Origin of the sequence: Corynebacterium mucifaciens (assembly GCF_012396315.1) — a bacterium.
Taxonomy (GTDB): Bacteria; Actinomycetota; Actinomycetes; order Mycobacteriales; family Mycobacteriaceae; genus Corynebacterium; species Corynebacterium mucifaciens.
In genome coordinates this window covers 80,397-94,174 of record NZ_JAAXPF010000004.1, presented here as the reverse complement: position 1 = coordinate 94,174, position 13,778 = coordinate 80,397, and the positions used below count along the sequence as shown (strand labels likewise).

General features: G+C 67.0%; 14 protein-coding genes. 10 read left to right on the top strand and 4 right to left on the bottom strand.

Annotated elements, in window-relative coordinates:
- Positions 1-39 precede the first annotated feature (39 nt).
- The 3 genes from HF989_RS05030 to HF989_RS05020 are packed head-to-tail and all read right to left on the bottom strand — an operon-like array spanning position 40 to position 4,188.
- Complete coding sequence (locus HF989_RS05030; RefSeq protein WP_168684461.1) at positions 40-1,428, bottom strand: exonuclease domain-containing protein; 1,389 nt, start codon at positions 1,426-1,428, stop codon at positions 40-42.
- Positions 1,428-3,596 carry a glycogen debranching protein GlgX gene (glgX, locus tag HF989_RS05025; RefSeq protein ID WP_168684459.1) on the bottom strand — a complete coding sequence of 723 codons (2,169 nt, stop codon included), beginning with the start codon at positions 3,594-3,596 and terminating at the stop codon, positions 1,428-1,430. The genes HF989_RS05030 and glgX overlap by 1 nt, the downstream gene beginning before the upstream one ends.
- Before the next feature lie 22 nt (positions 3,597-3,618).
- Positions 3,619-4,188 (bottom strand): TetR family transcriptional regulator, encoded by a 570-nt coding sequence (locus HF989_RS05020; RefSeq protein ID WP_168684457.1) that lies wholly within the window; start codon positions 4,186-4,188, stop codon positions 3,619-3,621.
- Positions 4,189-4,417: 229 nt separating this feature from the next.
- On the opposite strand from HF989_RS05020, the gene HF989_RS05015 reads away from it, so the two are divergent.
- Both HF989_RS05015 and HF989_RS05010 read left to right on the top strand, forming a co-directional pair.
- Positions 4,418-5,179, top strand: a complete 762-nt coding sequence (locus HF989_RS05015; protein WP_168684455.1) for a hypothetical protein — start codon at positions 4,418-4,420, stop codon at positions 5,177-5,179.
- Positions 5,161-5,685 (top strand): hypothetical protein, encoded by a 525-nt coding sequence (locus tag HF989_RS05010; protein ID WP_168684453.1) that lies wholly within the window; start codon positions 5,161-5,163, stop codon positions 5,683-5,685. The genes HF989_RS05015 and HF989_RS05010 overlap by 19 nt, the downstream gene beginning before the upstream one ends.
- Before the next feature lies 1 nt (position 5,686).
- Here the strand turns inward: HF989_RS05010 and HF989_RS05005 are convergent, their stop codons facing one another.
- Positions 5,687-6,724 (bottom strand): YbjN domain-containing protein, encoded by a 1,038-nt coding sequence (locus HF989_RS05005; protein WP_168684451.1) that lies wholly within the window; start codon positions 6,722-6,724, stop codon positions 5,687-5,689.
- 116 nt (positions 6,725-6,840) lie between these two features.
- Between HF989_RS05005 and HF989_RS05000 the strand changes: the two genes are divergently transcribed.
- Genes HF989_RS05000 through pyk form a run of 8 tightly spaced genes read left to right on the top strand, consistent with a single transcriptional unit; the run spans position 6,841 to position 13,766 of the window.
- Positions 6,841-7,020 carry a hypothetical protein gene (locus HF989_RS05000; protein WP_144242438.1) on the top strand — a complete coding sequence of 60 codons (180 nt, stop codon included), beginning with the start codon at positions 6,841-6,843 and terminating at the stop codon, positions 7,018-7,020.
- A gap of 1 nt (position 7,021) precedes the next feature.
- A complete protein-coding gene (locus tag HF989_RS04995; protein ID WP_168684449.1) occupies positions 7,022-8,320 on the top strand; it encodes an MFS transporter in 1,299 nt (432 codons plus the stop codon).
- A 26-nt stretch (positions 8,321-8,346) separates the two neighbouring features.
- Entirely contained in the window at positions 8,347-8,982 is a 636-nt protein-coding gene (locus HF989_RS04990) for a type 1 glutamine amidotransferase family protein (RefSeq protein ID WP_168684447.1), read from the top strand.
- Positions 8,983-8,986: 4 nt separating this feature from the next.
- Positions 8,987-9,802 carry an inositol monophosphatase family protein gene (locus tag HF989_RS04985; RefSeq protein ID WP_168684445.1) on the top strand — a complete coding sequence of 272 codons (816 nt, stop codon included), beginning with the start codon at positions 8,987-8,989 and terminating at the stop codon, positions 9,800-9,802.
- Positions 9,803-10,501: a TIGR02234 family membrane protein gene (locus tag HF989_RS04980; RefSeq protein WP_168684443.1), complete on the top strand. Its 699-nt coding sequence runs from the start codon at positions 9,803-9,805 to the stop codon at positions 10,499-10,501.
- A gap of 55 nt (positions 10,502-10,556) precedes the next feature.
- On the top strand, positions 10,557-11,375 hold the full coding sequence (locus tag HF989_RS04975) for an indole-3-glycerol phosphate synthase TrpC (RefSeq protein WP_168684441.1): 819 nt from the start codon (positions 10,557-10,559) through the stop codon (positions 11,373-11,375).
- A 17-nt stretch (positions 11,376-11,392) separates the two neighbouring features.
- Positions 11,393-12,352: a prolipoprotein diacylglyceryl transferase gene (gene lgt / locus HF989_RS04970; RefSeq protein WP_168684439.1), complete on the top strand. Its 960-nt coding sequence runs from the start codon at positions 11,393-11,395 to the stop codon at positions 12,350-12,352.
- The gene (gene pyk / locus HF989_RS04965) at positions 12,345-13,766 is read left to right on the top strand and encodes a pyruvate kinase (protein WP_343033551.1); all 1,422 of its coding nucleotides are present in this window, start codon (positions 12,345-12,347) and stop codon (positions 13,764-13,766) included. The genes lgt and pyk overlap by 8 nt, the downstream gene beginning before the upstream one ends.
- The last annotated feature ends 12 nt before the right edge of the window (positions 13,767-13,778 follow it).

Sequence of the window (13,778 nt, the reverse complement as noted above, 5' to 3'; positions counted from 1 at the left end):
CGCGCGGTTCCTTGCGGCGAGGAAAACCCGCCGCGGCCGCTACTCGCTCAGCCCCAGCACCTCGAGCAGCTTGTCGGCGGGCCAGATCTGGATGTCCTGGCCCTTGTCGTTCAGCTCGCGCGCCCGCTTCTCCTTCGAGGTCATCGTGGCCCACTCGCCGACCACCAGCACCGTGGTCTTCTTGGTCACGTTCTTGCCCACCTGCGCGCCCTGCTCCGCGATCTTGGCCCACAGCTCGCCCTTGTCATGCGGCTCGAATTCGCCGGTCAGCGTGACGTGCTCCCCGTAGAGCGGCGCGTTTGGGTCTGCCTCAGTGTTTGGCTCCGGCACGGTGTCGGGCGTGGCCACGGATTGCCACGGCGCAGGCTTCGAGCCGGAGCTTGTGCTTGCCGACGAGCGCTTCGCCGGCCCCGCCTGGTTGGATCCTTGCGGCGCTGCGGTCGCTGCAACCGCCGCGGCGACGCCGCCGTGCGCGGCCTTCTCCGCCTGCATGGCTCGGCCGGCGCCGGAGCGGTCCCGCAGCACGGGCGTCACCCGCGTCTCGTCGATGGAGCCGAGGGTAAAACCTGAGTCGTGCACAAAGCTCATCACGCTGCCGGTGTGGCCTGCGGCGCGGGCCAGGCCCACCATCACACCCGCGCACGCTGCGGCGTCCTCGCACGCGTCGTGGTGGTGGGCCAGCTCCACGCCGAAGTGCTCGGCGAGCGCGGGTAGACGGTGGTTGGCCACGTCCAACTTGGTCGCGCGCGCTTGCGCGAGGGTGCAAGCAAATAACATTTGCGGGGTCTCCACGCCGGAGGCGCGGCAGGCATCGCGCAGCGCGGATACGTCAAACTGCGCGTTGTGCGCCACGAGGGGCAGGTCGCCGACAAACTCGACCATGCGTGCAATGCAGTCGCGCACGTCCGGGGCGTCCGCCACGTCGTCGGCCGTGATGCCGTGCACCGCCACGTTGTCCTTTGCAAACTCGCTCAGCGCGGCCGGGGGCTTACACAGCCACGACGCGCGGTCCACTTCCTCGCCGTCGATGATTTTGACCAGGCCGATCTGGCAGATTGAGCCCCAGCGACGGTTCGCCGTCTCGACGTCGAACCCGACGAAGGAAAACCCCGGAATGCCGGCGCCGCCGGCAACGGTGTCTGTGGCCGGGGCGTCGCCGCGCTTCGCTTCGTCGAGAAGCTCTGTGAGCTCGGCAGGGCCATCCTCGTCGCCGGGAGCAAACCAGATGGCAAGCGAGTTCTCACCGGCGTCGATGTCCACCCGCGTGCGCGACCACACGTCGCCCGGGGTGACCGATGTGTGTTTGATGTCGGCGATGGCCACCTCGCGGCTGGCACTGCTGCCGCGCAAGGACGCGGCGAGCGCGGTGGGGGTGATGGTGAGCGAGTTGTTGGTGACGGTCAGTGTTGCGCCGTGCGCGGTGATCATTACAGGTTGGCCTCCACGTTTCCTTCGCCTGCGGGTGGCTGGGTGCGGCGCAGGACCACCGTCGAGCGCTGGCCGACGGTGACGGTGCCGCCCGACGGCACCGGCGCGGCGTCCTCCCGCACGCCCCGTGCCTGCGTGGTGTCCACGACAACCTCCCACTCGTCGCCAAAATCGGCCCCGGGCACCGTGAAGTCGATGTCTTCGTAGTGGGCGTTGAACAGGAGCAGGAAGGAATCATCCACGACTCGCTGGCCCCGCGCGTCCGGCTCGGCAATGGTCTCGCCGTCGAGGAAGACCATGAGCGCGCGGCCAAAGGAGGCATTCCAGTCGTCCTGTGTCATCTGCCCGGCCTCCGGGGTCAGCCAGGCAATTTCGCGGCCGTGCTCCCCGTCGCCCAGCGCGCCGCCCGCGAGGAAGCGGCGGCGGCGGAACACCGGGTGCTCGCGCCGCATCGCGATCAACCTGCGGGTGAAATCGTGCAGCTCGCTGGCGGTTTCCAGCATGCCCCAGTCCATCCAGGCGATCTCGTTGTCCTGGCAATAGACGTTGTTGTTACCGCCCTGGGTGCGGGCGATCTCGTCGCCGTGGGCGAGCATCGGGGTGCCCTGGGAAAGCAGCAGCGTGGTCAGGTAGTTACGGCGCTGGCGGGAGCGTAGCTCAAGCACCTGCGGGTCGTCGGTTTCGCCCTCCACGCCGCAGTTCCAGGACCGGTTGTGGCTCTCGCCGTCGCGGTTGTCCTCGCCGTTCGCCTCGTTGTGCTTCTCGTTGTAGCTGACCAGGTCGTTGAGGGTGAATCCGTCGTGGGCGGTGATGAAGTTGATGGACGCGGTGGGGCGGCGACCGTTGTGCTGATACAGGTCGGAGGAGCCGGTGAGGCGGGAGGCGAACTCGCTGAGGGTGGAGTCTTCGCCGCGCCAGAAGTCGCGCATGGTGTCGCGGTACTTGCCGTTCCACTCGCTCCACAGCGCCGGGAAGTTGCCCACCTGGTAGCCGCCCTCGCCCACGTCCCACGGCTCAGCGATGAGCTTCACCTGGCTGACCACCGGGTCTTGCTGCACCAGGTCGAAGAAGGTGGCCAGACGGTCCACGTCGGAGAACTCGCGGGCAAGCGTGGACGCGAGGTCGAAGCGGAAGCCGTCCACGTGCATCTCCGAGACCCAGTACCGCAGCGAATCCATAATCAACTGCAGCGAGTGCGGGTAGCGCACGTTAAACGAGTTTCCGGTGCCGGTGTAGTCCATGTAGTGGAACTTGTCGTCGTCGACAAGGCGGTAGTACGCCTCGTTGTCGATGCCACGGAAGGCGATGGTTGGCCCCATGTGGTTGCCCTCGGCGGTGTGGTTGTACACCACGTCCAGGATCACCTCGATGCCCGCCTCGTGGTAGGCGCGCACCATTTGCTTGAACTCCGCGACGGCGTCGCCCGGGGTGGAGGTGGAGGCGTAGCTGTTTTCGGGCGCGAAGAAGCCGAACGTGTTGTAACCCCAGTAGTTGCGCAGGCCCAGGTCACGCAGGCGGTCATCCTGCAAGAACTGGTGGACCGGCAGCAGCTCGATCGCGGTCACGCCGAGGTCTTTGAGGTAATCCACCATCACCGGGTGCGCCATGCCCGCGTAGGTCCCGCGCAGCGGCTCCGGGATGTCGGGGTGCGTCTGCGTCATGCCCTTGACGTGGCATTCGTAGATCACCGACTCTTCCTCCGGAATCTTCGGCGCGCGGTCGTCGCCCCAGTCGAAGAAGGGGTTGATCACCACGGAGAGCATGGTGTGGCCGAGCGAGTCCTCCTCGTTGCGGCCCGTGCCAGGATCCTCGGCGCCAACATCGTAGGAAAACAGGGAGGAATGCTGGTCGAACTCCCCGTCAAAGGCCCGGGCGTAGGGGTCCACCAGCAGCTTGCTGGGGTCGCAGCGTTTGCCGTTCTCCGGGTCCCAGGGGCCGTGGACCCGGTAGCCGTAGCGCTGCCCAGGCTGCACGCCGGGCAGGTACGCGTGCCAGACGTGGTTGTCCACTTCCTCCAGCGGGATGCGGGTCTCCACGCCGTCGTCGTCGATCAGGCACAGCTCCACGCTCTCTGCAACGCCGGAAAAGAGCGCGAAGTTGGTGCCCGCGCCGTCAAAAGTGGATCCGAGGGGGTACGCGGACCCGGGCCACACGATGGTGTCAGTCATGGGGTCACAGCTTAATGCGCCCTCACCCGCTTTGCTTTAGCCCGTCGAGCAAGAACCCCACCGCCGCGGCGTGCTCTGCCTCGCCCGCGGCCTCGTCAACGTCGGCGCTGCCCGCGTCCGCAGGTCCGGTGGCCTGCGCGAGCTGCGCCGCCGACTGGTGCACCGCCGCACTGCCCAGCGTCAGGTGCAGCAGCGCCTGGCCCACGATGCGCGCGTTGCTTGCCGACGCCGCTTCGCCCACCGCCGCCTGCACCGAGGCCGTAAACCGCGCTTCGATCGTTCCCCGCACACGGGCGTGCGGCTGGCTCATCGCGGCGATCACCACCTCGGCACCGTCGCGCACCCCAAGTACCGCGCCCCGCAACTCGGCGCTTAGCCGCGCCGGGTCGGGCAACGGCCCGTCCAAAAGCTGCTGCACGATCGCCTCACCCATGCACGCGATGAGCTGCTGCTTGCTGGCAATGTGCCAGTACAGCGCGCCGGGCGCGACTCCCAGGGACGAGGCAACCCGGCGCATCGAGACATCCGCAAGCCCGTACTCGGCGAGAATGCGCAAGGCCGCTTCTGTGATGCGCTGAGGGGTTAACTGCATAGGTTCAACATAGACGGGCCGCCGGCGTGGCCAGGCTGTGCTCGTCCTCACAGGGAGTGCTCAGGAATCTTGCACACGCATTCGACGAGCGCGACAGCCAGCAGTTGGTACTATTCGCCCCAGGCTTTTACTGCGACGGCGCGCGCTAACGTGCCTTCCCACGTGGTCGCAGGTGCCAGCCCGCGCCGAACGACAGGTCGCGTCCGACAACGAAAGGTCCAGGTACACCGTGAAGTTGCAAACGAAACAAAGCGTCGCGCTGACCGCGGCGGCGCTTGCCCTTGTGGCCCCGCTGACGGCCTGCGGGTCTGACGACGAGGGCAGCTCCGGTGGCCTGTCCACCGCTGCAGAGGCCCCCGCCTCCGCGTCTGCGGCAAACGCATCCACCGAGGAATCTGCAGACGGTGCTGATAACGCTGATGACACCGAGGAGCCCACTGCCACCGAGACGACGACCAAGCGCGCGGCGAAGGACGACGCGTCCGAGGGTGCTGGCACGGACGGCGCGTCCGAGGGTGCTGGCACGGATGGCGCTGCCCAATCCGGCCACGGCGGGCAACCCGCGACACTGGCCAATCCTTTTGAAAACGGGGTGCCCCAAAACACCAACCAGCCGCTGCCAAGCGGCACAGCCGGCTCCGACGAGGACCGCAAGCAGATGGAGGCGACGGCCCGCGCAGTTCTCAACCCAGGTTCCTGGGCAAACTGGGCGTCGGCCATTTTGGATAACTCCTGCAAGGCCGTATCTGATCAGATGATGCAGGAACTGGAGCGTCAGGGGCTGACCCTGCAGCAGGTCGAGGAAGCCAGCCGCCTCGCCGAGCAGCAGGGGCAGGGGCTCGACATGTACGAGACCGATGTCAGCATCTCCGACGTCCGTGTTGACGGCAATCGCGCGTCTGCGAGCTTGACCGCCCGCAGCGAAAAGGGCGAGGAAACCTCGACCATGATCTTCCAGAAGGAAGACGGTCGTTGGAAACTGTGCAACTAAAGCGCAGGTCTGCACTGGGCGCCGGGGCTGGGCTCCTGGCGCTCGGTTGTGTTTTAGGCATCCTCGGCGGCGCGGTATGGGCGTTGGTGCGGCCGGCCTACGTCGGCCAAGTCGAAGGCTCCGGGGTGCAGGTGGACCAAGCGCTTAGCCCGGTGAACGTGGAGTTTGCGGGTTACGGCTCCTTCGCCCTGCTTACGGCGCTGGCGGGGGTTATTGTGGCCGCGGCGGCAGTCAGGGCAACCCGCAAAGGCAAGACTGCTGGGGGAGTTGCGTGGCTGTTGTGGGCTGGCGTTGTGAGCGCGATAGCGGCATTTGCCCTGTACGTGTTTGGGGATTGGTTTGTCGCGCTCGCGCATCCGCTGCCGGATCCGGAGGCGCTTGCTAACGGCGACTCGGTGACCTTGGTCCCTCCCGTGCGCCCCGGCGCCGCGTGGGCGGCTGGGCCTTTCGCGGCGGTGCTGGTGTGTTGGACCGCAAACCTCCTCGCGTACTCCCAGGAAGGGTAACTCAGGGACTGCCAGGCCAGTCCACCACCGACTGCCCGGAGACCTGCTGGCTCACGTGGTCGATCGCGGCCAAACACGCCGCCATCGCCGAGATGACGAACTCGGCAATCTGAGAAGGGGTCGCCCCTTCGGCCACCATGAAGGTTGATTCCGCGTGCATGTGCACTACTCCGTCGAATTCGTGCAGGTACGCCGCGGTGGCGCAGGTCCGCTCGTTGACGTCGTTGCACACAAGCCACAGCGGCAAAAAGTCGGACAGCGCGTCGCGGCCCGTGTCCCACATGCCGGTAACGCGGGCGTAGCGAGACCCGGGCTCACCGTCGATGGTCAGCGCGAACGCGACACCGTTGACTCCGGTGGCGATAATGCCGTCGTGGTCCACGCCGTAGCTGAACGCCAGCCGCTCGAGCGCGGCCGTGAGGTCGTGCACATCCACGGGGCCGAGCGCGTCGTCGACCGCGCTGTACAGCTCGGGGACGGCGGCGACATCCGGGTCAGTGTCCCGGGGCAGGTGGCGCAGCGACGGGTGGCGCCCCAGCAGCACGTCTGAGTCCTGCAGTCGCATGAGCTGAGGCGGCAGGGGTTGGTCTAAGCCCGCGTCGAGAAAGCGCTCGCGCAGCTGCAGGTAGAACGCGGCGGCGTGCTCGAAGCAGTCGATCAGTTCGGCGGCCAGCTGCTCGTCGCTAAGCCCGTGCTTGATATGTATTCCGCGACGCATGTTCACCCGCACATCTCCGGACTCCGCGAGGCGGTACGAGGCGCAGGGGCCGACACGGTCGTGGTTCCAGGTGTTGATGAAGCGGGCGAGTGCCGTGGAGTGCTCGAAATCGGTGGGAATCCGGTCCATGGTGTCGAATACCAGGCACATCGGCCGGTTGTAGTCCACCCAGAAGGACGCGATGAACGCGTGCGCGCCCACGACGAGGCGGTCGGGGCGCACCAGCGGTTCGAACCCGAGGCTCTCAAGCAGGGACGCAACCCGCTCGAGCTCAACTTCAGTCGGGTGCGTGTTTTCGGCGGGCGCAGCGTGCTTTCCCATGGAGTGAGCATAGCGCTCGAAGATGAGGCTGAGCCGGCCGCGTGCTGTCTGAGGTCTACAATGTCGGCGGTATCACGTCGGATGTACAAGGTCGGATGTACAAGGAGGTCATTGCGGTGTCCGCAGTCGGGAACCCGGTTCTGGTGGTCGTGCTCAGCCTTGTGGCGGGGCTTCTCGTCGGTGGAGTGTGGTCTAGCTACCAACGCGGCGCGTCCCGGGCCGCCACCGCTGTGTTGGCGTCACTGGCCGTGATGGCGGTCGTCCTTGCGGTGCTCGTCCTCGTGGAGGTGATGTGAGGTGGCATGGTCCAACGCACCGCTGACCCGCGGCGAGGTTGAGTCCCTGACCAACGTGTGGCGCGCCCGCGGCCTCGTTCCAGTGCTCATCGCCGTCGCCTCGGCCTTCGCGGCGTGGGCGCTGTTGCTGCCTGTGGTGCCCACCGCTGTCATCGACGCCGATCAGCCGGCTTCTCTGGCTGGCCTGTCCACCGGAGTGTTCATGCTGGCCACGGTGATCACCCAGGTCTTCGTCCCAAAGGCGTTGAAAACCGTCGGCTACCGTTGGGTTATCGCGGTCGCGTCGTTGCTGCTGGGCATCCCCGCGCTGGGCTACATGATCGGGATGGAGCCGGCGCCCCTGCTCACCGTCAGTGCTATCCGCGGCGTCGGATTCGGCGCACTGTCCGTCGCTGAAGCCGCGATCGTCGCCGAGCTGGTTCCGCTTCGGCTCCTCGGTAGCGCCACCGGCATCTTCGGCGTGGTGGTGGGCCTTGCCCAGATGGTCGCGCTGCCGTCCGGCCTGGCGTTGGTGGATGTCATCGGTTACAACGCGGTGTACATCATCGCCACGGCTATCGGCGCGGTCTCGCTCGCCGCGTGTTTTGCTATCCCCACCATCCCGACGCCGGAGCCGGACGCCGAGACCGGGCAAAGCGTCCGCGTGCCAATGTGGCACCTCGCGCTCGTTCCGGCCCTGGCCCTGATGTTCGTCACCACCGCCTACGGCGCGATCACGAACTTCCTGCCCGTTTCCATGCGCGAGCTGGACCCAGTCTCCGGCGCGGCGCTTGCCGGTGTCATGCTCGGCGCGCTCAACTTCGCGGCGATGATTTCGCGGTACGTGGCAGGGCGCATCATGGACCGCCGCGGCTACCCGGGCACCGTGCTCATTCCGTTCCAAATCACCGCCGCCATCGGTGTCGCGCTCATGGCCGTCATTCTCTTCATGCAGCTGCCGGCGTGGACGATGCTCATCGCCGCGCTGTTTTACGGTGCGGGCTTCGGGGGTGTGCAGAACGAGGCGCTGACGTTGTTGTTCTACCGCCTGCCGCGCCACAAAACGTCGGAGGCGTCCGCGGTGTGGAACATCGGCTTCGACGGCGGCACTGGCCTGGGCTCCGCCGTCTACGGCATGTTGGTGACGCAGATGGCGTTCGCGCCCGTCTTCGGCATCGCCTCGGGCGTGATCGCCATCGGTTTGGCCATCACGTTGCTTGACCGCCAGCTGGGCCGCCACCGGGTGGTGGAAGTGAATAACCTCTCGGCGCGGCTCAAGGCGGTGCAGGCCCCGCGGCACTACCCGCGCAGGGGCCGGTAGGCGGCGCGGGGCTACACTACGCACTCATGAGCGACGCATCTCGCACCCCGACACCGCCGACCGTGGCGGTGTTCGACGCTTTCGCAGGCAACGATGTTTGCATTCAAGAACTGCGCGTCGCGCTCGCTTCGTGCGGCGTGAATGCCACTGTCACGGCGGATCCGGCCGAGGGGGTCGCATCCGACGGGCTGGTGTTGGCGGCAAGCGGCGACGCGTCTGCGGCGCTGCAGGCGTTCAATCGCGTCCACGCGCCCCGCGTGGTCGGGCAGCGCCTCGCCGGCTCCCGCCCGGTGCTCGCCGTCGGCGCCGCCATGGACGCGTTGTTCGAGCGAGACGCGCAAGGTCAGGCTGGGTTCGGTGAGTGGCCCGGAGGCGTCGCTAAGCTGGCGGCTCCGGTCGAGCGTGCCACGGTCGCCGCGGCCGAGGGATCCCGGATGCTCGCTGGCGGCGAGGAGTTCGTCTTTGACGCGGGGACCGGTGTGAGCAGCTTTGAGCTCGCGGAGGACGAATTTATCGCGTACCCCACGCTGAGCTGGGTCGAGGGCCTGCCCGTGCTGGCGGCGGTAGAGAACGGGCCGCTGTGGGCCGCGCGGTTCCACCCGGAGCGTTCCGGGGAGGCTGGTTCGGACGTGCTGCGGCGCTGGATCGGGCAGCTGGGGTAGCGCCGTGGCGGACACGAGGGGGAGTTTGCAGGCTGCGGAGGCCGCGGTCGACGCTGCCCGCGAAATCTTCATCAACGAGTTGGGTGCCGCGCCGGCGTTGACCAAGGGCCCCGGAGACTTCGCCACTGCCGCCGATCTTGCCGTGGAGAAGCTGCTGCGGCGAGAGCTCACAGCGGCGACCGGATTCGGGGTTGTCGGCGAGGAACAGGGCGGGCGGTTGAGCGAGCGCGCGTGCTGGGTGGTCGATCCGATAGACGGCACGTCGAATTACTCCGTGGGCAACCCTAACTGCGCGATCTTGGTGTCTCTGCTGCGTCACGGGCAGCCTGTCGCTGCGGTGGTCGATGCCCCGCTGCTGGGCATGCGGCTGACAGCTATCGACGGCGAGCCGGTGCACCTCAACGGCCGCGCGCTGCCGCCAGTGGAGGCGGCAGACGCCGCTGTGCAGCACGTCGGTATCGGATCCCTGTATTCCCGGGACCGCGACCACCTGCCGTCGCGCGAGCGGGTGGGCCTCGCCCGCGAGTTGACGCAGGCGGGCTTGCGGCCGCGCATCAGTGGCTCGGTGGGCATCGACCTCGCGTTTGCGGCCCAGGGGATCTACCAAGCCGCGGTGAGTTTCTCCCCGCATGTGTGGGACAACGCGGCGGGAATCCTGCTCGCCCGCAGCGCCGGAGCAGTGGCCACGGCCGGCGACGGGAGCCCCTGGGAGCCCGGGAAAGCCGGGGCAGTAGTCGGCACCGCACGTGCCCACGCCGCAGTCATGCGCGCAGTAGAGACGGCCCGGGCAGGCAAAGGCGAAGGCGAGGAAGGCAAGTAGATGACAACAGAGAACACGCCGGACAAGAAGGCCGCGAGAGCTGGCGCGGCGTTGCTCGGACTTTCGGGCGCATTGACCTGGTTCGCTTCCCGGCTGGAGTGGGTAAACGCCCAGTACAACGACGACATCTCGGGCGGCGGCACGGTAACGGTCAACGGGACAGACTGGTCCACGGAGACTACCGCCATCGCGGTGCTCCTGCTTGCCGGCATGCTGGCGGCCTTTGCCCTCCGCCGCCTTGGGCGGCGCATTGTGGGTGGCATTTGCGCGGCGGCCTCGGCGGGGTTGTCGGTGCCGGCGGTGACGCTGCTCGTCTCCGGCGCGGACCCGGAACGCGTGCACACGCTGCTGACCGCGGGCGCAGACCGCACCCAGCAGGCGTCCTCCGCCCCGGCGATCGCCGAATGGGCGGAGATCACCTCGGTGGCGACGCAGCCGTTGGGCCCCGTGCTGACACTCATTGCTGCGCTGCTCGGCGTCGCAGGTGGGCTTGTGCTGCTTGTGCGCCCGGGCACCGACTCGCCGCGGCAGAATAAGTACGAGAAAGAGACCGTGCGCCGGGAGAGGGTGCACGCGGACTTGGAGGAGGACCCGAACTCGGGACGGGTGCTGTGGGACGCCATTAGCGCTGACATCGACCCGACGGATCCACGTGGCGACGGCGGCCAGGATTTCCCCTCCCACAAGGGCACCAGCTAGCCTTACCCCTAACAGAGTCCTAACAGGCCATGCCCCTTGCGACTGGGAGGTAGCCATGCCGGCACCGGGCACACTCGACGATGTCGTCGCTGGTGTGGTTCGCGACGTCGCAAAGCGGGAGGCAGCCGTTTCCTTCCAAGAGATCAAAGCTCGATCACGCGACATGGCGCCGACCCGGGATGCACGGGCGGCGCTTTTGCGTCACGGGTGCAGCGTGATCGTGGAGATCAAACGCAATTCCCCAGTATTCGGCCCCACCGGCGCCGGCTACGCGCCGGTCGACGCGCTCGCCCGCGACATCGAAGCAGGCGGCGCCCACCTCATCGCATGCCAAACGGAGCGTCTGCGTTTCGACGGCTCCCTGGCAGACATGGCTGAGGCCCGGGCCGCAGTGGAGCTGCCGATGGTGTGCCGCGACGTCATTGTGGACCCGTACCAGATCCACGAGGCCCGCTGCTACGGCGCCGACGCCCTCCCGCTCCAGGTGGGGATCCTGGACCAGCACCGTCTCGAGGCGCTGGTGGACCGCGCCGAATCCCTCGGCATGGTGGCGGTGGCGGAAGTGCGCACGCCGGAGGAGGCGGACAAGGCCCTTCGCGCCGGGGTGTCCGTGGTGGCGGTGAACTCTTGGACGTTCGACACCAACGACTTGAACCGGAACGCCTTTGCAGAGATCGCCCCGGGTCTTCCGAGCGAAGTGATCAAGATCAGCCTCGGCGGGGTGTCTAACCCGCGCGACCTCATCGATGCGGCCTCCTGCGGCGCCGATGCCGTACTTGCCGCCGAGGCCGTCATGGCCGCGGACGATATATTCGCCGCAACCCGCAGCCTCGCCGCGGCGGGGCAGCACCCCGCGTGCCCGTCCCGGCGCTAGATGGCACACTGATTGGCGTGCAAACGCTGAACCTGGCCAACATTCCGTCGCCGCCCCAGGGTGTGTGGTACCTCGGTCCCATCCCGATTCGCGCATATGCCCTGTGCATCATCACTGGCATCATCGTGGCGATGGCGATCTCGCTGCGGCGCTACAAGGCGCGCGGCGGCAACCCGGAGACGGTGTGGGACGCGGCGATTGTGGCCATCCCCGCCGGCATCATCGGCGGGCGTTTGTACCACGTGATCACGGACCACCAGAAATACTTCGGCGAAGGCAAAAACCCCTGGCAGGCGTTGAACATCACCGCCGGCGGGCTGGGTATCATCGGCGCGGTCACGCTCGGCGCACTTGCGGTGTGGGTGATGCTGCGCAGGAAGCATCTGCCAATGGCCCCGTTCGCCGATGCAGTGGCGCCGACGGTCATCCTCGCTCAGGGCATAGGCAGGCTGGGCAACTACTTCAACCAGGAGCTCTACGGCGCCGAGACGGATGTGCCCTGGGCGCTGGACATTTACTACCGCGTCAATGAAGCGGGCCAGTACGCACCACTGACCGGCCGCTCCACCGGCGAGGTGATCGCGAGCGTGCATCCGACGTTCTTGTACGAGTTGATCTGGAATGTCGCAGTCTTCTTCGTGCTCATTTGGGCGGACAAGCGGTTCCGCCTCGGCCACGGCCGGGTATTTTGGCTGTATGTCGCCGGATACACCCTCGGTCGCTTCTTCATCGAGTTCATGCGCCGCGACGAAGCGAACCTCATTCTCGGTCTGCGGGTGAATACTTGGGTTTCCGCCATGTTGTTCATCGTGGCCGTAATCTTCTTCCTTACCAGGCCAAAGGGGAAGGAAACGCCCGCTGAGGTGGACCCGGAGTTCACCAGCTCCTCCACGGCGGAGACGGAGGATGACGAGTACCGTGGGGCGGGAAACCGCACGCAAAACACCTACGAAGGCGAGGTTGGTACACGTGGATAGAAGAACAAAGATCGTCTGCACCCTCGGCCCGGCAGTGGCTAGCAAAGACGCGATTCTCGGTCTCGTGCGCGACGGCATGGACGTGGCGAGGCTGAACTTCTCACACGGCGACTACCCGGACCACGAGCAGAACTACCGCTGGGTGCGGGAGGCCACGGACGAGACCGGGCACGCCGTCGGCATCCTCGCCGACCTGCAGGGCCCGAAGATCCGCTTGGGCCGGTTCGAGGGCGACGGGAAAACCTACTGGGAGACCGGCGAAACCGTCCGCATCACCGTCGACGATGTCGAGGGCACCCACGACCGAGTCTCCACCACGTATAAGCAGCTTGCCCAGGACGCGAAGCCGGGGGACCGCCTGCTCGTGGACGACGGCAAGGTCGGCCTCGTGTGCACGGAGGTGGACGGCAACGACGTCGTCTGCCACGTCACCGAGGGCGGCCCGGTGTCCAACAACAAGGGCGTCTCGCTGCCGGGCATGGACATTTCTGTGCCGGCGCTCAGCGAGAAAGATAAGGCGGATCTGCGTTTCGCGCTTCGCCTCGGCGTGGACATCATCGCGTTGTCGTTCGTGCGCTCGCCTGCAGATGTGGAGCTGGTGCACGAGATCATGGACGAGGTTGGTAGGCGTGTGCCCGTCGTGGCCAAGCTGGAAAAGCCTGAGGCCGTCGACGCGCTGGAGTCCATCATCCTCGCGTTCGACGCCGTGATGGTCGCGCGCGGCGACCTCGGCGTGGAGATCCCGCTCGAGCAGGTGCCGGCCGTGCAAAAGCGCGTGATCCAGATTGCGCGCGAGAACGCCAAGCCGGTGATCGTCGCAACGCAGATGCTCGACTCGATGATTGAGAACTCCCGCCCGACCCGCGCGGAGGCCTCCGACGTTGCCAACGCGGTGCTCGACGGCGCAGACGCGGTGATGCTCTCCGGCGAGACGTCGGTGGGCGTGGACCCGCACAATGTGGTGCGCACCATGGGCCGCATCGTGCGCTCCGCTGAGGCCATGGGGACCGTGCCGCCGCTGAACCACATCCCGCGCACCAAGCGCGGCGTGGTGTCGTACTCTGCCAACGACATTGCGGACCGGCTCAACGCGCGGGCGATTGTCACCTTCACCACCTCGGGCGACACGGCCCGCCGAGTTGCGCGCCTGCACCCTGAACTGCCGCTTCTGGTGTTCACCCCGGTGCAGCAGGTGCGCTCGCAGCTGGCCATGACGTGGGGCGCGGAGACGTTCCTGTGCGAGGACGTGCACGGCACGGACGACATGATCAAGGTGGTGGACAGGCAGCTGCTGGCCATGGAGCAGTACAACGAGGGAGACACCATGGTCGTCGTCGCAGGCACGCCCCCGGGGGTTTCCGGCACGACGAACACCATCCACGTGCACCAGCTGGGCGAGGACACCCGCCTATAGTACGAATGGTGC